Here is a 19,127-nt window from a genome sequence, read left to right as displayed (position 1 = left end):
CCTACTTTCCGAGCAGGGTGCGCGCTTCGGCGACCAGGGTGATCGAACCGATGATGAGCACTCCCCCGCCCAGGTCACCGGTTTCCTCCGCGCGGGCGACCGCCCACTCGAGGGCGTCGTCGAGCTTCGGCTCCACGTGCACCAGGTCCTCGGAGAAACCTGCGTCGAGGGCGTCCTCCTCGAGCTCCTCGGCCGGAATGGCACGGGGAGACATCGACTGGGTCAGGCAGACACCGTTGACCAGTTCACCGAAGCCCTCGCGCAGTTCCTCCAGGATGCCGGGGGCATCCTTCTCGGCGAGGATGCCCACGACCAGGGTCAGGGCGGTGAGGTTGAAGGCTTCCTTCACGGCCGCGGCGGCGGCCGTGATGCCGGCCGGATTGTGGGCGGCGTCAACGATGATCGTCGGGGCGGTGCGGACGGTCTCCAGACGGCCGGGCGAGGTGACCGCGGCAAACCCGGTGCGCAGCAGCTCCACGTCCAGTTCCCGGGTTCCGCCGCCGATGAAGGCCTCCAGCGCTGCGACGGCGACGGCGGCGTTCTGCGCCTGGTGCTCGCCGTGCAGCGGCACCGGCACCTCCTCGTAGCGTCCGGCCAGGCCGTCGATGGTGACCATCTGGCCGCCGACCGCCATGACCCGGGAGGCGACGCCGAACTCGACGCCCTCGAACCGGTAAGGGACGCCAACCTCCCGCGCCTTTTCCAGCAGCACCTGCGCGGCGCCCATCGGCTGGGCGGCACTGACCAGGAACCCGCCCGGCTTGATGATGCCGGCCTTCTCGTACGCGATGTCGGCCACGTCGTCGCCGAGCAGCTCGGTGTGGTCCAGGCTGATCGGGGTCACCACGGAGACCTGGCCGTCACCGACGTTGGTGGCGTCGGTGATGCCGCCGAGGCCGACCTCGATCACGGCCACGTCCACCGGCTCATCCGCGAAGACGGCGTAGGCCAGGATGGTGACGCACTCGAAGTAGGTCAGCTTCGGCTGGCCGGCGGCGACCAGTTCGGCGTCGACCATCTCCAGATAGGGGCGGATCTCGTCCCAGATCCGCACGAACGTCTCATCGTCGACCGGCTTGCCGTCGATGCTGATCCGTTCGGTGACCTTGCTCAGGTGCGGGCTGGTGTAGCGGCCGGTGCGCAGTCCGTAGGCCAGCAGCCCGCCCTCGATCAGCCGGGCGGTGCTGGTCTTCCCGTTGGTCCCGGTGAGGTGGATGATCGGGAAGGCCTTGTTCGGCTCCCCGAGCAGCTCCATGGCCCGGAACAGCGGAGCCATCCGCGGCTCCATCTTGTTTTCCGGCGCGCGGCTGAGCAGCTCGGCGTAGACGCTCTCCACCGAGAAGCCGTCGATGTCCCCGCTCATCGGATCACCTCCACAGTGACCTCGAAGTCGTCGTCCGCGCCGTCGGCACGGACCTGCAGGTCCGCGGTGAGGGTTTCGCCCTTCACCAGCTCCGCGTTCGCTTCCAGCGCCGCCGCGGAGGCGGGGCCGGTGACGACGACGGTCCGGATCCGGTCGCTGATGTGCAGGTCCGCGTCGCGGCGGGCCTGCTGGACGGCGCGGATGGCGTCGCGGGCGGTGCCCTCGGCGGCCAGGTCCGGGGTCACCTCGGTGTCCAGGACCAGGAAGCCGCCGCCGGGCAGCACGGTGACGGCCTTGGCGGCTTCGCCTTCGGCGGCGTCGACCACGGTGTCCAGGGTGTACTCGTGCGGTTCCAGTTCCAGCCCGCCGGCGGTGACGGTGCCGGCGTCGTCCACCGACCAGTCCCCCGCCTTGGCGGCCTTGATCGCCGTCTGCACGTTCTTCCCCAGGCGCGGGCCGGCGGCCCGGGCGTTGACGACCAGCTTCTGGCTGATGCCGTATTCCGCCGGATCGGCGTCGGCCGCGTCGACCAGGGTGACGTTCTTCAGGTTCAGCTCGTCCGCGATGATCGCGGCGAACTGTCCCGTCAGCGCCTCGGCGTCCGGTACGGCCACGGTCATCTCCCGCAGCGGCAGGCGCACCCGCAGGTTCGCGCCTTTGCGCAGCGACGAGCCCACGGAGCAGATCCGCCGGGTGGTGTCCATCCGGGTTACCAGGTCGGCGTCGGTCGGGAAGGCGCCGGCCTCGGGCCAGTCGGTCAGGTGCACGGAGCGCCCGCCGGTGAGGCCGCGCCAGATCTCCTCGGTCACCAGGGGCAGCAGCGGTGCAGCCACCCGGCAGACCGCCTCCAGGCAGGTGTAGAGCACGTCGAACGCCTCGGTGTCCTCGTCGAAGAACCGGGTGCGGCTGCGGCGGATGTACCAGTTGGTCAGCACGTCCATGTAGGAGCGCAGCAGCTCGCAGGCCTCGGAGACCTCGTAGGCGTCCAGCGAGGTGCGCATGGACCGGATCAGCCCGCCGGTGGCGGCCAGCATGTACCGGTCCAGCGGGTCCTGGGCGTCGTGGCGCAGCTTCGCCTCGTAGCCGGCGCCGTTGTTCGCGGCGTTGGTGTACAGGCTGAAGAAGTGCCAGGCGTTCCACAGCGGCAGCATGACCTGCCGGACGCCGTCGCGGATGCCCTGCTCGGTGACGATCAGGTTGCCGCCGCGCAGGATTGGCGAGGCCATCAGGAACCAGCGCATCGCGTCGGAGCCGTCGCGGTCCAGCACTTCGGAGACGTCGGGGTAGTTGCGCAGCGACTTCGACATCTTCTGCCCGTCGGAGCCCAGGACGATGCCGTGGCTGATCACGTTGCGGAACGCGGGCCGGTCGAACAGGGCGGTGGCGAGGATGTGCAGCGTATAGAACCAGCCGCGGGTCTGGCCGATGTACTCGACGATGAAGTCACCCGGGTTGTGGTGCTCGAACCAGTCGGCGTTCTCATGCGGGTAGTGCACCTGGGCGTAGGGCATGGAGCCGGAGTCGAACCAGACGTCCAGCACGTCCTCCACGCGGCGCATGGTGGACCTGCCCGTGGGGTCATCCGGGTTGGGACGGGTCAGCTCGTCAATGAACGGCCGGTGCAGGTCCGGTTCGCCGTTGTGGTTCAGCGGCAGCCGGCCGAAGTCGGCCTCAATCTCGGCCAGGGAGCCGTAGACGTCGGTGCGCGGGTAGTTGGGGTCGTCGGAGACCCACACCGGGATGGGGCTGCCCCAGTACCGGTTGCGGCTGATCGACCAGTCACGGGCGTTTTCCAGCCACTTGCCGAACTGGCCGTCCTTGACGTTGCCCGGGATCCAGTTGATCTGCTGGTTCAGCTCGACCATCCGGTCCTTGATCTTGGTGACCTCCACGAACCAGGAGGAGACGGCCTTGTAGATCAGCGGGTTCCGGCAGCGCCAGCAGTGCGGGTAGCTGTGCTCGTAGCTGGCCTGGCGCAGCAGCCGGCCCTGTGCCTTCAGCACGCGGGTGATCGGCTTGTTGGCCTCAAAGACCTGCAGGCCGGCGATCTCGGCCAGCGGGCCCTCGGCGAACAGGTTGAGGAACTTCGCGCCCTCGTCCACGGAGAGGGTGACGGGGATGCCGTTCTCTTCGCAGACCTTCTGGTCGTCCTCGCCGTAGGCCGGGGCCTGGTGGACGATGCCGGTGCCGTCGGTGGTGGTCACATAGTCCGCCACCACGAACTGGAAGGCGTTGGCGGTGCCCCACTTTTCGGCGTCGGCGAAGTAGTCCCAGAGCGGCACGTAGCGCAGGCCCCGCAGCTCGGTGCCGGTGTGCACGCCGGTGACGGCGGCGCGGGCGGCGTCGGCGTCGTCGTAGCCCAGGTCCTTGGCGTAGGAGCCCACCAGGTCCTCGGCGAGCAGGTAGCGGGCGCCTTCGGCGGCCTCTCCCTGCAGGGTTCCGTTCGGCCCAACGGGCACGACGGCGTAGCGAACGTCGGGCCCGACGGCGAGGGCGACGTTGGTGGGCAGGGTCCAGGGGGTGGTGGTCCAGGCGATGGCCTGCACGCCCTCGAGCTCGGCGGAGAGCACATTGTCGCCGGCGACGATCGGGAAGGTGACCGTGACCGTCTGGTCCTGCCGGTTCTTGTAGACGTCGTCGTCCATGCGCAGCTCATGGTTGGACAGCGGCGTCTCGTCCTTCCAGCAGTACGGGAGCACCCGGAAACCGCTGTAGGTCAGGCCCTTCTCGTGCAGGGTCTTGAACGCCCAGATGACCGACTCCATGTACTCGACGTTGAGCGTCTTGTAGTCGTTCCCGAAGTCCACCCAGCGGGCCTGTCGGGTGACGTAGTCCTGCCATTCGCGGGAGTACTTCATCACCGAGGCACGGCAGGCATCGTTGAACTTGTCGATGCCCATGGCCTCGATCTGGGTCTTGTCGCTCATGCCCAGCTGCTTCATGGCTTCGAGCTCGGCGGGCAGCCCGTGGGTGTCCCAGCCGAAGCGGCGCTCGACGCGGCGGCCGAGCTGGGTCTGGTAGCGGGCCACCAGGTCCTTGACGTAGCCGGTGAGCAGGTGCCCGTAGTGCGGCAGGCCGTTGGCGAAGGGCGGGCCGTCGTAGAAGACGAACTCGTTGTCGCCGTCGGTGCCGGCCGGGCGGGCATCGATGGAGGCCTGGAAGGTGCCGTCCGCGTCCCAGTACTTCAGCACCCGCTCTTCGATCTCGGGGAAGCGGGGCGAGGAGGAAGCGCCGTCGGCGGACGGCGTCGTGGACGCCTTGGGGTAGATCTGTGGCATGTCGTCATCCTGGTAGCGGCAAGGAATGGGCTGGGTACAGGATGCGAGGGCGAACGTCCCACCGGCCTTGCGTCGCCGGCGGTTCACCGCGGTACCACCTCGCTTGCTGACCGGGTGTCCGTCCCGGGATCCGGGCGCGGGCATCGGCCGCCGCTCATTGACTGCTGTGACGGGCTTACCCGTCCGGTTCTACTGGGCGCTTCGCCGCAGGGCGGAGGCTGTTCTTCCGGAAGCTCGCCGGTGATGGCCGGGTCAAAGCTGCTTTGGCCATTTTAGGGGATCGGCCCGGCGCTGTCGAAGGGCGGCGCCGGGCCGGCCCCATCGCCGGGGTTCAGGCGCCGCGGCGGATGACCTTGTGCTGGGCTGCCTGGGCCACCGGCCGCATCACGATCTGGTCCAGGTTGATGTGGTGCGGCAGGTTCAGCGAGTAGGCGATGACGTCGGCGACGTCCTCGGCCGTCAGGGGCTTGGCGACGCCGGCGTACACCTTCTCCGCGGCTTCCTCGCTGCCCAGCCGGTTCCGGGAGAACTCTTCGGTCTTCACCATGCCCGGGCAGACTTCGATGACGCGCACGTTGTGCTCGGCTTCCTCCAGGCGCAGGGTGCGGGCCATCAGCTCCTCCCCCGCCTTGGCGGCGCAGTAGCCGGCCCCGCCCTCGTAGGCGGTGAACGCGGCGGTGGACGTCAGCATCAGCACGCTGCCCTCGCCGTTTGCGCGCAGCGCCGGCAGGAACGCCTGGGTGACGCGCAGGGTGCCGAGCACGTTGACCTCGTACATCCGGGCCCAGTCCTCCACGGACCCGCCCGCCACGGAGTCCATCCCCCAGGCTCCGCCGGCGTTGTTCACCAGCGCAGCCAAGCCGCCGTCGGCCAGCACCCGCTCGGCCAGGGCGTCGACGTCGGCCTTGCTGGTGATGTCGGCGGCGACGGGCACCGCCCCGGTTTCCTCTGCCAGCGCGGCGAGGCGCTCGGCGCGGCGGGCGACGGCATACACCGTCCAGCCACTTGCCGTAAGGGCCCGTACGGCGGCGGCACCGATGCCTGAACTTGCTCCTGTGACAACTACACGCTTGGTCATGGGGCCTACCCTAACCGTTGGTTCCCGCAGCCTCCGCCCGTGTGCCGCAGTGTTGCGGGAGGCTCCCCCCGGGGGCCCGGCGCAGCCCGCCCCCGGCAAGCAGGGTGTGTGCCGCCGGCGGATGTGGAAAGCTGGTGCCCATGGCTCGAACGGATCTGATTCCTGCTTGGCTTCGCCGCACCGGCATCGAAGTTGCGGGCTGGACTCTGGTCGTCGTCGGGGTGGCAGCCCTTGTCCTGCCCGGTCCCGGGCTGCTGATGATCGCCGCCGGGCTGGCCGTGCTCTCGCTCCGCTACGCGTGGGCCCACCGCTGGCTGCGCCCGGTGAAGGTGCGCGCGTTCAAGGCCGCCGAGGAAGGGGTGCAGACCTGGCCCCGCATCGCCCTGGCCCTCGGCGGCGCCCTGGCACTGATGGCCGCGGGCGTCACCTGGGGGCTGTGGCGCCGGGCGCCGCACTGGTGGCCCCTGCATCAGGACTGGTGGCTGCCCGGCGGCTGGGCCACCGGCGGCACGCTCATCGGTTCGGGCTGCATCGCCGTGGCGCTGCTGGTCTACAGCTACCGCCGCTTCCGGGGGGCCGGCCGGCCGGGTCCGGAAGCCTCCAGCGCGCCGTAGCGGTTCCTCTGCCGCCTCCGCTCCTAAGCACCGGGTTCGGGCAGCTCCAGCAGGAACTGCCGCAGCACCACGGCCTCGTTCTGCCGCTCGTTGCGCGCCCCGTAGAGCAGCACGGTGTCGGCCCGGGAGGCGCAGGCAAGGGCGAAGTCCCCCGCCTCCGGATTCCTTGCCAGCTCATCGCGGTACCGGGATACGAACTCCTCCCAGCGGTCCGGCCGGTGCCCGAACCATCGGCGCAGGTCCGTGCCCGGCGCCAGGTCCTTCAGCCACTCATCCAGATGCGCCCGTTCCTTTGACACCCCGCGCGGCCAGAGCCGGTCCACCAGCACCCGGTAGCCGCCGTCGTCGGGCTCGTAGATGCGCCGGATCCGGATGCTCCCCTGTTCCTTCGCCATGCCCGCCGATGCTACGCGCCGGCCGGCGGCGGCGGCACCGGCCGCGGCCGTATCGGTGCCGGCGGGCCGGCAGCTGCCTTCCCGCTGCGCTGCCTCCCGGCCGCACCCACGCCTCTGCAGGCCGTCCGGCGCAACATACCGCGGCAGCCTGCCCACATGGGAGAATGGAGAACATGGCTGAACACAACCCGGGCACAGACACGCCCGAAGAACCCGTGACCGTGAACGTTCCCGACAAGCCGGCCCTCGAGGGCCTGGAGCAGTCCCTGAGCCGCCGCTGGCGCGAGGAAGGCACCTACGCCTTCCGCGAGGACACCGTCCGGGACGAGGTCTACTCCATTGACACTCCCCCGCCCACCGCCTCCGGCTCGCTGCACGTGGGACACATGTTCTCCTACACGCAGACCGATGTGCTGGCCCGTTTCCAGCGGATGCGCGGCAAGAACGTCTTCTACCCGATGGGCTGGGACGACAACGGCCTGCCCACCGAGCGCCGCGTGCAGAACTACTACGGCGTCCGCTGCGATCCCACGAAGCCCTACATCGAGGGCTACCGGCCGCCGGCCACGGCACCGAAGAACCAGCGCGACTTCGACGTCATCTCCCGCCGCAACTTCATCGAGCTGTGCGAGGAGCTGGCGGTCGAGGATGAGAAGGTCTTCGAGGACCTGTTCACCCAGCTGGGCCTCTCGGTGGACTGGAAGCGCACCTACCGCACCATCGACGACACCTCCCGCGCCGTCAGCCAGCGCGCCTTCCTGGAGAACCTCGCCGCCGGCGACGCCTACATGGCCGAAGCCCCCACGCTGTGGGACGTCACCTTCCGCACCGCCGTCGCCCAGGCCGAGCTCGAGGACCGCGAAGTTCCCGGCGCCTACCACCGGATCAGCTTCCACCGCCCCGACGGCGAGAAGGTCTTCATCGAGACCACCCGTCCCGAGCTGCTGCCCGCCTGCGTGGCGCTGGTGGCCCACCCCGACGACGAGCGGTACCAGCCGCTGTTCGGCACCACCGTGACCTCGCCGCTGTTCGGCGTCGAGGTCGAGGTGAAGGCCCACCCCCTCGCCAAGCCCGACAAGGGCTCCGGCATCGCCATGATCTGCACCTTCGGCGACCTGACCGACGTCACCTGGTGGCGGGAACTGAACCTGCCCACGCGCGCCGTCGTCGGCCGCGACGGCCGGATCATCGCCGACACCCCGGAGTGGATCACCGGCGGGGAAGCGCAGGAGAACTACGCTGCCCTGGCCGGCAAGACAGTGTTTTCCGCCAAGGAGGCCGTGGTCGAGATGCTGCGCGCCTCGGGCGACCTGGAGGGCGAGCCGAAGAAGATCACCCACCCGGTCAACTTCTTCGAAAAGGGCGACAAGCCCCTCGAAGTGGTCACCAGCCGGCAGTGGTACATCCGCAACGGCGGCCGCGACGCCGACCGGCGCGAGCGGCTGATCGAGCGGGGCCGCGAGATCGACTTCCATCCTGCCCACATGCGCTCCCGCTACGAGAACTGGGTCGAAGGCCTCAACGGCGACTGGCTGGTCTCCCGCCAGCGCTTCTTCGGCGTCCCGGTGCCGGTGTGGTACCCGCTGGACGCCGCCGGAAACCCGGTCTACGACGAGCCGATCCTGCCGACGCCGGACATGCTGCCGATCGACCCCGCCGCCGAGCCGGCACCGGGTTTCGAGGAGTCGCAGCGCAACCAGCCCGGCGGGTTCATCGGCGACGCGGATGTGCTCGACACCTGGGCCACGTCCTCGCTGACCCCGCAGATCGTGGGCGGCTGGGCCCGGGACGAGGAGCTGTTCAGCAAGGTCTTCCCGTTCGACCTGCGCCCGCAGGGCCACGACATCATCCGGACCTGGCTGTTCTCCTCCGTGGTGCGCGCCGACGCGCTGAACAGCTGCGCCCCGTGGAAGCACGCTGCCATCTCCGGCTGGATCCTGGATCCGGACCGCAAGAAGATGTCCAAGTCCAAGGGCAACGTGGTGGTTCCCACCGACGTGCTCAACGAGTACGGCTCCGACGCAGTGCGCTACTGGGCGGCCTCGGCCAAGCTGGGCGCGGACACCGCCTATGAGACCGCGCAGATGAAGATCGGCCGCCGGCTGGCCATCAAGCTGCTCAACGCCTCCAAGTTCGTCCTGAACCTGGGCGCTACGCAGCGCAACGTCATCGGCTCCGGCACCGAAGCCTCCGTGGTGGTCAACCCGCTGGACGCCTCCCTGCTGGTGCAGCTGGTGGACGTGGTCAACCAGGCCACCGCGGCGTTCGAGAAGTATGACTACGCCAAGGCCCTGCAGATCACCGAGTCGTTCTTCTGGTCCTTCACCGACGACTACGTGGAGCTGATCAAGGACCGCGCCTACGGCGGCGTGGGCGACGCCGAGCAGGCCTCCGTGCTCGCCACCCTGGCGACCACGCTGGACGCGCTGCTGCGCCTGTTCGCCCCGTTCCTGCCCTTCGCCACCGAAGAGGTCTGGAGCTGGTGGCGCGCCGGTTCGGTGCACACCGCCAGCTGGCCCTCCACCGAGGGCCTCTCCGGTGCCGTTGCCGACGCCGACCCGGCCCTGCTGGGCACCGTGGCGCTGGCCCTGGGCGGCATCCGGAAGGCCAAGTCCGAAGCCAAGGTCAAGCAGCGCACCGAGGTGCTCAAGGCCACCGTCACCGGCTCCGAGGCGCAGATCGCCCGGGTCCGCGCCGGACAGGCCGATCTGCAGGCCGCGGGCAACGTGCGGGACCTGGGCCTTGCCGTCGCCGACGGTGAACTGGCCGTGACCGACGTCGAGCTCGCCCCGGCGGAGTAGCCACCTCAGACGCAAAAGGCCCCGCCCGGATTCCTCCGGGCGGGGCCTTTCCCGTCGTCCCGCCGGGCGGGAAGACAAAGGAGCTCAGTCGAAGCGCGGGCTTTCGGTGCGGCTGCGCTTGAGCTCGAAGAAGGCGGGGTTGGCCGCCAGCATCAGCGCGCCGTCGAACATCCGGCCTGCTTCCTCACCGCGCGGAATGCGGGTGAGCACCGGGCCGAAGAAGGCGGTGCCGTTGAACGCGACGACGGGGGTACCCACGTCCTCGCCCACCTGGCTGATGCCCGCGGTGTGGGAGGCCCGCAGCTGCTCGTCGAACTTGTCGCTGCCGGCGTACTCGGCCAGCTCCGCGGGCAGTCCCACCTCGGCCAGCGAGGCGCTGATGACGTCGGTGAAATCGTCGTTGCCCTGGTTGTGGATCCGGGTGCCCATGGCGTCGTACAGCTTCTTGACGTACTCACGGCCGTGCAGCTCCTGCGCGGCGATGATCACGCGCACCGGGCCCCAGGCCCGGTCGATCCGGGCCCGGTAGTCCGCGGGCAGGTCACGGCCCTCGTTGAGCACCGCCAGGCTCATGACGTGCCACTCGGTGCGCACGTCGCGGACCTTCTCCACCTCCTCCATCCAGCGGGAGGTCACCCAGGCGAACGGGCACATCGGATCGAACCAGAAATCGGCGGCAGCCGGGGCGGACTCGGGCATGGAACTCCTTCGGAAACTGTTCGGGACGCCTGCTAGGCGGATTTGGTCCGCCGCTTGGCGACCACGTCGTGGGAAATGAGCGTCGGCTCGGCCTTCTCGGTGACCGCTTCCTCAGTGATCACCACGGTCGCGACGTCGTCGCGGCTGGGCAGATCGAACATCACCGGAAGCAGGACCTCCTCGAGGATGGCCCGCAGCCCCCGCGCGCCGGTGCCGCGGGAGAGCGCCTGGTCCGCGATGGCGTCGAGCGCGGCCGGCTCGAAGGCAAGTTCGACGCCGTCGAGCTGGAACATCTTCTGGAACTGCTTCACCAGGGCATTCTTCGGCTCGGTGAGGATCCTGATCAGGGCCGGCCGGTCGAGGTTGGACACGGTGGTGATGACGGGCAGGCGGCCGATGAATTCGGGAATCAGCCCGAACTTCAGCAGGTCCTCGGGCATGACGTCGGCGTAGGAGTCGACGTTCTTCGACGCCTCGTTCAGGGGCGCGCCGAAGCCGATGCCCTTCCGGCCGGACCGGGAGCCGATGATCTCCTCGAGGCCGGCAAAGGCTCCGGCCACGATGAAGAGCACGTTGGTCGTGTCGATCTGGATGAATTCCTGATGCGGGTGCTTGCGGCCGCCCTGGGGCGGCACCGACGCAACCGTGCCTTCGAGGATCTTCAGCAGCGCCTGCTGGACGCCCTCGCCGGAGACGTCCCGGGTAATCGACGGGTTCTCGCTCTTGCGCGAGATCTTGTCGATCTCATCGATGTAGATGATGCCCTGTTCGGCCTTCTTGACGTCATAGTCGGCCGCCTGGATGAGCTTCAGCAGGATGTTCTCGACGTCCTCGCCGACGTAGCCCGCCTCGGTGAGCGCGGTGGCGTCGGCGACGGCGAACGGAACATTCAGCCGGCGGGCCAGGGTCTGGGCCAGGTAGGTCTTGCCGCAGCCGGTGGGGCCGATCAGCAGGATGTTCGACTTGCCGATCTCCACGTCTTCACCGCCGCCGCCGTCGCCCAGGGTCCCGGCGGCGCGGCCGGCGTGGTTGCCGGCCTGGATCCGCTTGTAGTGGTTGTACACCGCAACGGCCAGTGCCCGCTTGGCCGGCTCCTGGCCGATCACGTACTCCTGCAGCGACTCGAAGATCTCGCGGGGCTTGGGGAGTTCGAACGATCCCAGGTCCGAGACCTCGGAGAGCTCCTCCTCGATGATCTCGTTGCACAGATCAATACACTCATCGCAGATGTATACGCCGGGACCGGCGATCAGCTTGCGTACCTGTTTCTGGCTTTTTCCGCAGAAAGAGCACTTGAGCAGGTCAGTGCTCTCACCAATGCGAGCCATAGTTCAGTCCCCTCAGATGGTCCTTCAAAAAGCGGTTCCGACGAGCGCCGTCACCGAAGACGAAACGAGCCAGCCACCTTGTTCCACTCTAGGGTACTTGGAGGAGGTAATCAGCAACCGCAAAGCCCGTGGTGCGCGGTGCGCGCCACGGGCTTCGGCCGCTTAGCTCTTGTTGATCGCCGGAGTCTTGATCTTGCGCGAATCCAGCACCTGGTCGATCAGGCCATATTCGCGTGCCTGTTCGGCGGTCAGGATCTTGTCACGCTCGATGTCCTGGTTGACCTGCTCCGCGCTGCGGTTGGAGTGCAGCGCCAGCGTGTCCTCGAGCCAGGCGCGCATGCGCATGACCTCGGCGGCCTGGATCTCCAGGTCGGAGGCCTGCCCGCCCTGTCCGCCGGCCAGTGCGGGCTGGTGGATCAGCACGCGGGCGTTCGGCAGGGCCAGGCGCTTGCCCGGGGTACCGGCGGCCAGCAGGACGGCGGCGGCGCTGGCAGCCTGGCCGAGGCAGACGGTCTGGATCTCGGGGCGGATGTACTGCATGGTGTCGTAAATGGCCGTCATGGCCGTAAACGAACCGCCCGGGGAGTTGATGTACAGCGTGATGTCACGGTCCGGGTCGGTGGACTCGAGGACCAGCAGCTGGGCCATGATGTCGTCGGCCGATGCGTCGTCCACCTGGACGCCGAGGAAGATGATGCGGTCCTCGAACAGCTTGGTGTACGGGTCCTGCCGCTTGAAGCCGTAGGGCGTGCGCTCCTCGAACTGGGGCAGCACGTAGCGGCTGGAGGGCATCTGCGGTGCAGCGCCGAAGCCGGGGGTTCCGAAATTGTGGTTCATGTTCTTGCTCCTGAAGTCTAAGGTTCCCTGGGCTTGGCTCAGCTGTCGGCGGGCTCGCCGTTGCTGGCCCGGTCCGTGCCGCCGCCGCCGGTGACACCGCCGGCGTGCGCGGCGATCTTGTCGAAGAAGCCGTATTCCAGGCCTTCCTCGGCGGTGAACCACTTGTCGCGGTCGTTGTCCCGCAGGATGGTCTCTACGGTCTGGCCGGTCTGCTCAGCGGTGAGCTCCGCCATCACCCGCTTCATGTGCAGGATCAGCTCGGCCTGGATCTTGATGTCGGAGGCCGTGCCGCCGATCCCGCCGGAGGGCTGGTGCATGAGGATACGGGCGTGCGGGGTCGCGTAGCGCTTGCCCTTGGTGCCCGACGAGAGCAGGAACTGGCCCATGGAAGCAGCCAGGCCGGTAGCCACCGTGACCACGTCGTTGGGGATGAACTGCATGGTGTCGTAGATCGCCATGCCCGCGGTCACCGAGCCGCCGGGCGAGTTGATGTACAGGTAGATGTCCTTCTCGGGGTCCTCCGCCGAGAGCAGCAGGAGCTGAGAGCAGATGGCATTGGCGTTCTCGTCGCGGACCTCGGAGCCCAACCAGATGATCCGGTCCTTGAGGAGGCGGTTGTAGATGTAGTCGTCCCGACCGGCCGGATCAACGCTGGCCATGGTGGGAGTGATGGGTGCAGTTGCCATACTCAGGTAACCTCTCGCTCTGGCGGTTTGGAGCCGACCCGTAGCCGGAAACGTTCCGCCGTTTGTCTCTCATTGGACCCTAACCTGTCCCGCCGACCTTTTACTCCCGTTACACCGGCTGTTCGCTGATGGCGCACGGTGCCGCGGCGCGTGGCCGCCGGCGGTTCCCGGTTGGGGTTAAACGAAGGCGGCACCGTCGGCTGATGCCTTCGGTGCCGCCCCTGCGGCCCAGGGCCGCGGAGTGCTACTTCTTGTCTTCGGCGGCCTCGTCGGCGGCCGGAGCCTCGGCTGCCTCATCGGCAGCCGCAGCCTCTTCGCCCTGCGGGCGGACGAACTCGCTGAGGTCGACCTCGGCACCGTTGGTGTCGGTGACCTTCGCCAGCTCCAGGACCTTGGACAGAGCCTTGCGGCGGCGCACCTCGCCGACCATCATCGGCACCTGGCCGGCCTGGTCGATCAGCTGCGCGAACTGGTTCGGGTCCATGCCGTACTGGCCGGCGGTGGAGACGATGTACTCGATCAGCTCGTTCTGGTCGACGCCGAGCTCTTCCTTGTCGGCAATCGCGTCGAGCACGATCTCGTTGCGGAACGCCTGCTCGGTGTTCTCGCGGACCTCGGCGCGGTGCTCCTCGGTGTCGTGGTCCTCGCCGGCGGCGTGGCCGGACTCGGAGTTGAAGTGCTGCTCCAGCTGCTCCTCGATGACCGATTCGGGAACCGGCACCTCAACGAGCTCCATGAGCTTCTCGAGCACCTTGTCGCGGGCCTGGACGCCCTGCTCCATGCGCTTACCCTCGGCGGCCTGGCGGGCCAGGTCCTCGCGCAGCTCGGCGATCGTGTCGAACTCGCTGGCCAGCTGGGCGAAGTCGTCGTTCGCCTCGGGCAGCTCGCGCTCCTTGACGGCCTTGACGGTGACGGTGACCTCGGCGTCCTCACCAGCGTGCTCGCCGCCGGCGAGCTTGGTGGCGAAGGTGGCCGACTCATCGGCGCTCAGGCCCGTCACGGCTTCGTCCATGCCCTCGAGCATGGTGCCGGCGCCCACCTGGTAGGACAGGTCCGCAGCGGAGTCGATCTCCTCGCCGTCGACCTTGGCGACCAGGTCCATGGTGAGGAAGTCCTGCTCCTTGGCGGGGCGGTCCACGGCCTTCAGGGTGCCGAAGCGGCCGCGCAGCTCGTCAAGGGCCTTCTCGATGTCGGCGTCGCCGGCTTCGATCGGGTCGACGGTGACCTCGAGGCCTTCGTAGGAAGGCAGCTCAATTTCGGGGCGGACGTCGAGCTCGACGGTGAAGACCAACTGGCCCTCGTTGGAGGCCGGGTCCGGGACCTCGGTGATCTCCACCTCGGGCCGGGTCAGCGGGCGGATGCCGGTCTCGCGGACGGCGTCCTGGTAGAAGCCGTTCAGGCCCTCGTTGATGGCCGTTTCCAGCACGTACCCGCGGCCGACCCGCTGGTCGATGATGCGGTTGGGAACCTTGCCCTTGCGGAACCCGGGAACCTGCACCTGGCCGGCGATGGTCTTGTAGGCCTCATCAATGCTGGGCTTCAGCTCATCAAGCGAAACTTCAACGTTGAGCTTGACCCGCGTGGGGGTGAGGTTTTCGACAGCGCTTTTCACCGCGTAGTTCTCCTGGAGGTTCTCGGATTGGGGTCTGCACGTATACAGAGTCGGGGTGACAGGATTTGAACCTGCGACTTCCTGCTCCCAAAGCAGGCGCTCTTCCAAGCTGAGCTACACCCCGTCAGTGCACCTGACAGCCTACCGGCATTGCCTGATGTATGCACAATTGCCGCCTGGGCCAACATAGTGGTCCGCCGCCGTGCGGCCGGCGGGCCGTTTCGCCTGCCGCCCCGGGCCGTGCTATGGTAATTTCTGCCTTCGGCGCCGGGGATGTAGCTCAATGGTAGAGCCTCAGTCTTCCAAACTGATTACGCGGGTTCGATTCCCGTCATCCCCTCTCACAGGGATTCCAGCCAAAGGAACCCGGATCCGCAGGGATCTGTAACAGCATAAATGCAGGGACCTCCCCACGGGAGGTCCCTGCATTGTTTAACCGCTTCCGCCGGCGCGTGTCCTCCCCCGGCGGGCGTTCAGCCGTCCGTGCCCTCCCCGGCCTGGCACACCGGACACCAGTACAGTTTCCGGGCGCCGATCTCGGTGCCCGCCACGGCCGTGCCGCAGATCCGGCATGGCAGGCCGGTCCGCTTATAGACGTAATGCGCGTCCTCCTCCGCGACGGGTTCGCCGGGAACGGCGCGGTCAGCGGGCGCGGTGGTGACGATCCGGCCGCGGGCCACGCCGTCGGCCAGCAGCGCCGCGGCGTCCTCCCACAGCGCGAGGGCCTCGTCCCTGTCCAGCTGCCGGCCCGTGCGCCAGGGCCACAGCCGCGCACGGAACAGCAGCTCGGCGCGGTAGACATTGCCGACGCCGGCCAGCACCTCCTGGTTCATCAGCAGCAGCGCCACCGGCGAGCCTTTGGAGAGCAGGCGCCGGACGAACTCCTCCCCGGAGGAGTCCGGGCGCAGCGGATCCGGCCCCAGCCGCCGCAGGACGGTGTTGCGTTCGGCCTCCGTGACCACCTCGCACGCGGTGGGACCGCGCAGATCGGCCCACCCGTGGGCGGACACCAGCCGCACCCGGACTGCGCCCTTCGGCTCCGGCGGGCCCTGATAGCGGCCGGACCCGGCGTCGTCGTCGGGGGTCTCCCGCTCCCCCACCCGCCGGGGCGCGCCGATGCTTGAGGCGCCCCGGAAGGTCTCGTCTCCGCCGAAGTCGAAGGCGCCGTATAGGCCCAGATGGATCCGCAGGACCAGATCGTTGTCAAAGTGCAGGAAGAGCTGCTTGCCGTGCGCCTCGGCGCGCAGCAGCCGGTGCCCGTCCAAACGCGCCGCGCCGGCGGCGAAGCGGCCCTGCGGGCTGCTGACCGCCAGGTCCGCGCCGGCGAAGACGCTGTTGAACTGGCGGGCCAGGCGGTGGATGGAATGTCCCTCGGGCATCAGCGCCCGATGCGTCCGGACGCCTCGTACGCGGCGATCTGCCCGATGCGGCGGACGTGGCGCTCGGCGCCGCTGAACGGCTCGGCGAGGAAGGCCTCAATGATCTGCGTGGCTTCGTCCACGCTGTGCTGGCGGCCTCCCACGGCCACCACGTTGGCATCGTTGTGCTGCCGGGCCAGCCGGGCCGTGTCCAGGTTCCAGGCCAGGGCGGCGCGGATGCCGCGCACCTTGTTTGCCGCGATCTGTTCGCCGTTGCCGGAGCCGCCCAGCACGATGCCCAGGGCGTCCACGCCGGCGCCCTGGTCGGCGGCGACGGCCTCCGCGGCGTCGATGCAGAAGGCCGGGTAGTCGTCCTCGGCGTCGTATTCCTGAGGGCCGTGGTCCACCACCTCATAGCCGAGCCCGGTGAGGTGCCCGACCAGGTGGGCGCTGAGCTCGAGGCCGGCGTGGTCGGTTGCAATGTGGACGCGCATGGGGATTCCGTTCAGGTGGTGGGGCGGGGTTGAGTCCAGATTAGCTTTCCGCCCCGGGCCGGCTCCAACCGGGTACCGGGCAGGGCGGCTGCCGGGCGCCCGTCCGGGCCGGCCGCAACGTTTTGGAGACGGACGCTGACGTTTCTAATGTTGCTGCCGATAGTGCTGAGGCACACCGCGTGGCCGCCCGGCTCTCGCGGGCACTGGTCCACCTGCAAGGAACATCGGCATGAACCACGGAAAACTCGCTCTCACCGTTTTGCTCGCGGGCGCCCTGGTGCTTGGCGCCGGGACCGCCCCGGGCTTTGCCCAGGCCGCCGTGACGGCGCCGGACAATGCAGTGGCGGAGCCCTCCGCCACTGCCGCACCCGCTCCGGGCGCGGAGCAGTCGGCGCCCGCCCCCGGCCCCGCCTACATCCCCGCTCCCGAGGGCACGCCGGTTCCAGACCCCGAGGCGCCCGGCCCCACCGCCACGCGGCCGTCACCAGCGCAGCCATCGCCAGCGGAGGAGGCGCCGGAGGAACAGCCGGCGGAGGACGATGACACCGATGCCGGGGAAGGCACCGGGGGCCTCGACTTCGACCCGGTGGGCGCCGGCCATATCGTGCCCGGGCCCAACGCCCCGCTGATCACCGAACCCGATGGATCGGTCCACACCCCCGACGGCGGGCACGAGGAGGAGCCCGGCATCGGCCCCGGAGCCGCTGCCCAGGGGCTGGGCTCCGGGACAGTTGGCAGCTTCAGCGCATCCGCCGTCCGCTCCGGCACCATCCGGGTCACTCTCGTGATGGCCTCGCTCAAGGGCACCGGCTGGGGCAGCACCGCCGCAAGGCAGCGGGCCGAAAGGGCAGCGCATCAGTCACTCGAAACCGCCGACGCGTATTGGAAAAGCATGTCCCAGGGCCGGCTCGGGCTGAGCACCGTCCGGGTCCGCTATGTGGATGCCAGCGCACGGGCTACGGACGACTATCCCGACATCATGAACTCCATCAGCCGTCAGGTGGGCTGGACCGATTCCCCCTATCAGGCCATGGTCGTTTACACGCCGGCCGGTGACCTGCGGTTCGGCGGCTACAGCGGATACCTGGGAGCGGGGTGGACCAGCGACGGTACCGGCGGCCGCATCCTGATGCCCACGCCGTCGGAGTTCAGCAACAACGTGGTCACCCACGAGTTCGGGCACATCCTGGGACTCCTGCACGCGAACAGCCTGCAGTGCACCAACGGCCGCTCCGACGTCGGCTTCAATGGCGCGCGGTGGAGCGACGGCGCCTGCAGCAGCCGGGAATACGCCGACACGCTGGACCTGATGGGGTACGCGCAGTACAACCTGCCCACCATCAACTCCTACTTCTGGGAGGCCGGACGGTTCGGCCGCGGCGACGAGGTCCGCAACGTGGGCACCGTCACCGAGGCGCGAACGGTGCAGCTGGCTCCGTGGGGAGGCACGGCCGCGAATCGCGCGGCGAAGTTCACCGACCCCATCAGCGGCGAGGAGTATTACCTGGAGCTGCGCCAGCCAGCCGGCTATGACGCCTACCTGGCCTCTGGAGCAGCGGGCAACCGGGGGGTGAAGATCACCAAGGCGGACGTGGCGAACTCCTGGTCGATGTTCTCTCTGGGCATCCAGCCCTCCACCCGCCCCTATGCCGGCCTCTACGGCAACAGCCAGGCTTGGCAGAGAGGCCAGGTGTTCACCACCCACACCGGCACCACCGTAAAGATTAATTCGAATACGGCATCCGGAGCGTCGGTGACGATCACCCCGAAGAACGTGACGGCGTCGCTGTTCTACCGGTCCTCCCCCGTACAGAGCACCAAGTACGGCAACACCACGGACCAGTTCCTCACGTGCGACTGGAACGGTGATGGTGTGGACACCGCTGCGGCCTTCCGCAACGGCGAGTGGCACTTCCGCAACTCGCTGACGGGCAACGTCACCGCCGCCCGCGCCTACTTCGGCGATGCGGGAGACCAGCCCATCTGCGGTGATTGGGATGGTGACGGCGTGGACAGCATGGGCGTCTACCGCAACGGCAGGGTCTTCCTGCGCAACAGCAACACCAGCGGCGCAGTGGACGGTTCGTTCATCTTCGGAGGGCGTGGCGACACCGCAATCGTCGGTGACTGGGACGGCGATGGCTATGACACCCTGGGCGTGGGGCGCGACGTCGGAGCCGACAAACGATTCTACCTCACCAACAGCAACATCCGGCCCGAAACGCATGGGACCTTCGGCTTTGGAAACGCAGGAGACGTCCCGGTCGCCGGCGACTGGAACAATGACGGATTCTCGACCGTCGGTGTGAAGCGCGGCCTGACCTGGCACCAGACCAACAGCAACATCGTTCCCCGTACCAGCCGCTCTTTCCCGTTCGGCAACCCGGAGGACCAGCCAATAACCGGAAGCTGGCGCCGCGGCGCCGCCACTGAGGTAGGCGTCGCCCGCTAGGGCAGCCCCGGGCGGCAACCCGCGCGGTTTCACGGAAACGGATGTTTTCGCGAAACCGCGCGGGTTGCTTGGCTTAAGGGACCGCGGTGAGAGAATGTTGCAGTTGTCCATGTCGACCTCCGTGCCCCGACC

Annotated in this window: 14 protein-coding genes and 2 tRNA genes; 4 read left to right on the top strand and 12 right to left on the bottom strand. The window is 68.5% G+C overall.

Annotated features, from left to right (window positions below):
- Position 1: 1 nt before the first annotated feature.
- The 3 genes from AC5RUW_RS04825 to AC5RUW_RS04815 all read right to left on the bottom strand — a co-directional run bounded on the left by AC5RUW_RS04825 (position 2) and on the right by AC5RUW_RS04815 (position 5,719).
- Positions 2-1,363 (bottom strand): bifunctional folylpolyglutamate synthase/dihydrofolate synthase, encoded by a 1,362-nt coding sequence (locus AC5RUW_RS04825; RefSeq protein ID WP_494159660.1) that lies wholly within the window; start codon positions 1,361-1,363, stop codon positions 2-4.
- Positions 1,360-4,641, bottom strand: a complete 3,282-nt coding sequence (ileS, locus tag AC5RUW_RS04820; RefSeq protein WP_494159659.1) for an isoleucine--tRNA ligase — start codon at positions 4,639-4,641, stop codon at positions 1,360-1,362. Before ileS ends, AC5RUW_RS04825 begins: the two co-directional genes overlap by 4 nt.
- A gap of 331 nt (positions 4,642-4,972) precedes the next feature.
- Entirely contained in the window at positions 4,973-5,719 is a 747-nt protein-coding gene (locus AC5RUW_RS04815) for an SDR family oxidoreductase (RefSeq protein ID WP_494159658.1), read from the bottom strand.
- Positions 5,720-5,859: 140 nt separating this feature from the next.
- On the opposite strand from AC5RUW_RS04815, the gene AC5RUW_RS04810 reads away from it, so the two are divergent.
- Positions 5,860-6,333, top strand: coding sequence for a PGPGW domain-containing protein (locus AC5RUW_RS04810; RefSeq protein ID WP_494159657.1), 474 nt, complete (start codon positions 5,860-5,862; stop codon positions 6,331-6,333).
- A 23-nt stretch (positions 6,334-6,356) separates the two neighbouring features.
- Here AC5RUW_RS04810 and AC5RUW_RS04805 read toward each other — a convergent pair whose 3' ends face one another.
- A complete protein-coding gene (locus tag AC5RUW_RS04805) occupies positions 6,357-6,728 on the bottom strand; it encodes a DUF488 domain-containing protein (protein ID WP_494159656.1) in 372 nt (123 codons plus the stop codon).
- A 173-nt stretch (positions 6,729-6,901) separates the two neighbouring features.
- Here AC5RUW_RS04805 and valS point away from each other — a divergent pair, with 173 nt between their 5' ends.
- A complete protein-coding gene (gene valS / locus AC5RUW_RS04800; RefSeq protein ID WP_494159655.1) occupies positions 6,902-9,529 on the top strand; it encodes a valine--tRNA ligase in 2,628 nt (875 codons plus the stop codon).
- 84 nt (positions 9,530-9,613) lie between these two features.
- On the opposite strand, the gene AC5RUW_RS04795 is transcribed toward valS, so the two are convergent.
- From AC5RUW_RS04795 to AC5RUW_RS04770, 6 genes are all read right to left on the bottom strand, one after another.
- On the bottom strand, positions 9,614-10,228 hold the full coding sequence (locus AC5RUW_RS04795; RefSeq protein ID WP_494007236.1) for a mycothiol-dependent nitroreductase Rv2466c family protein: 615 nt from the start codon (positions 10,226-10,228) through the stop codon (positions 9,614-9,616).
- 32 nt (positions 10,229-10,260) lie between these two features.
- Entirely contained in the window at positions 10,261-11,556 is a 1,296-nt protein-coding gene (gene clpX / locus AC5RUW_RS04790; protein ID WP_494159654.1) for an ATP-dependent Clp protease ATP-binding subunit ClpX, read from the bottom strand.
- A 162-nt stretch (positions 11,557-11,718) separates the two neighbouring features.
- Positions 11,719-12,393 carry an ATP-dependent Clp protease proteolytic subunit gene (locus AC5RUW_RS04785; protein WP_494159653.1) on the bottom strand — a complete coding sequence of 225 codons (675 nt, stop codon included), beginning with the start codon at positions 12,391-12,393 and terminating at the stop codon, positions 11,719-11,721.
- A 38-nt stretch (positions 12,394-12,431) separates the two neighbouring features.
- Entirely contained in the window at positions 12,432-13,052 is a 621-nt protein-coding gene (locus AC5RUW_RS04780; protein ID WP_494160191.1) for an ATP-dependent Clp protease proteolytic subunit, read from the bottom strand.
- Between the two features lie 271 nt (positions 13,053-13,323).
- On the bottom strand, positions 13,324-14,691 hold the full coding sequence (gene tig / locus AC5RUW_RS04775; RefSeq protein ID WP_494159652.1) for a trigger factor: 1,368 nt from the start codon (positions 14,689-14,691) through the stop codon (positions 13,324-13,326).
- Positions 14,692-14,741: 50 nt separating this feature from the next.
- Positions 14,742-14,815, bottom strand: a tRNA-Pro gene (locus AC5RUW_RS04770).
- Positions 14,816-14,960: 145 nt separating this feature from the next.
- Here AC5RUW_RS04770 and AC5RUW_RS04765 point away from each other — a divergent pair.
- A tRNA-Gly gene (locus AC5RUW_RS04765) sits at positions 14,961-15,031 on the top strand.
- Positions 15,032-15,164: 133 nt separating this feature from the next.
- Here the strand turns inward: AC5RUW_RS04765 and AC5RUW_RS04760 are convergent.
- Positions 15,165-16,070, bottom strand: coding sequence for an Fpg/Nei family DNA glycosylase (locus tag AC5RUW_RS04760; protein ID WP_494159651.1), 906 nt, complete (start codon positions 16,068-16,070; stop codon positions 15,165-15,167).
- Positions 16,070-16,543 carry a ribose-5-phosphate isomerase gene (locus tag AC5RUW_RS04755; protein ID WP_494159650.1) on the bottom strand — a complete coding sequence of 158 codons (474 nt, stop codon included), beginning with the start codon at positions 16,541-16,543 and terminating at the stop codon, positions 16,070-16,072. The genes AC5RUW_RS04760 and AC5RUW_RS04755 overlap by 1 nt, the downstream gene beginning before the upstream one ends.
- 229 nt (positions 16,544-16,772) lie before the next feature.
- On the opposite strand from AC5RUW_RS04755, the gene AC5RUW_RS04750 reads away from it, so the two are divergent.
- Entirely contained in the window at positions 16,773-18,995 is a 2,223-nt protein-coding gene (locus AC5RUW_RS04750; RefSeq protein ID WP_494159649.1) for a M43 family zinc metalloprotease, read from the top strand.
- Positions 18,996-19,127: the final 132 nt, after the last annotated feature.

This window comes from Arthrobacter sp. Y3222053 (assembly GCF_059092805.1).
The sequence above is the reverse complement of the archived record's forward strand: the minus strand, read 5'-3'. Positions and strand labels throughout refer to the sequence as shown.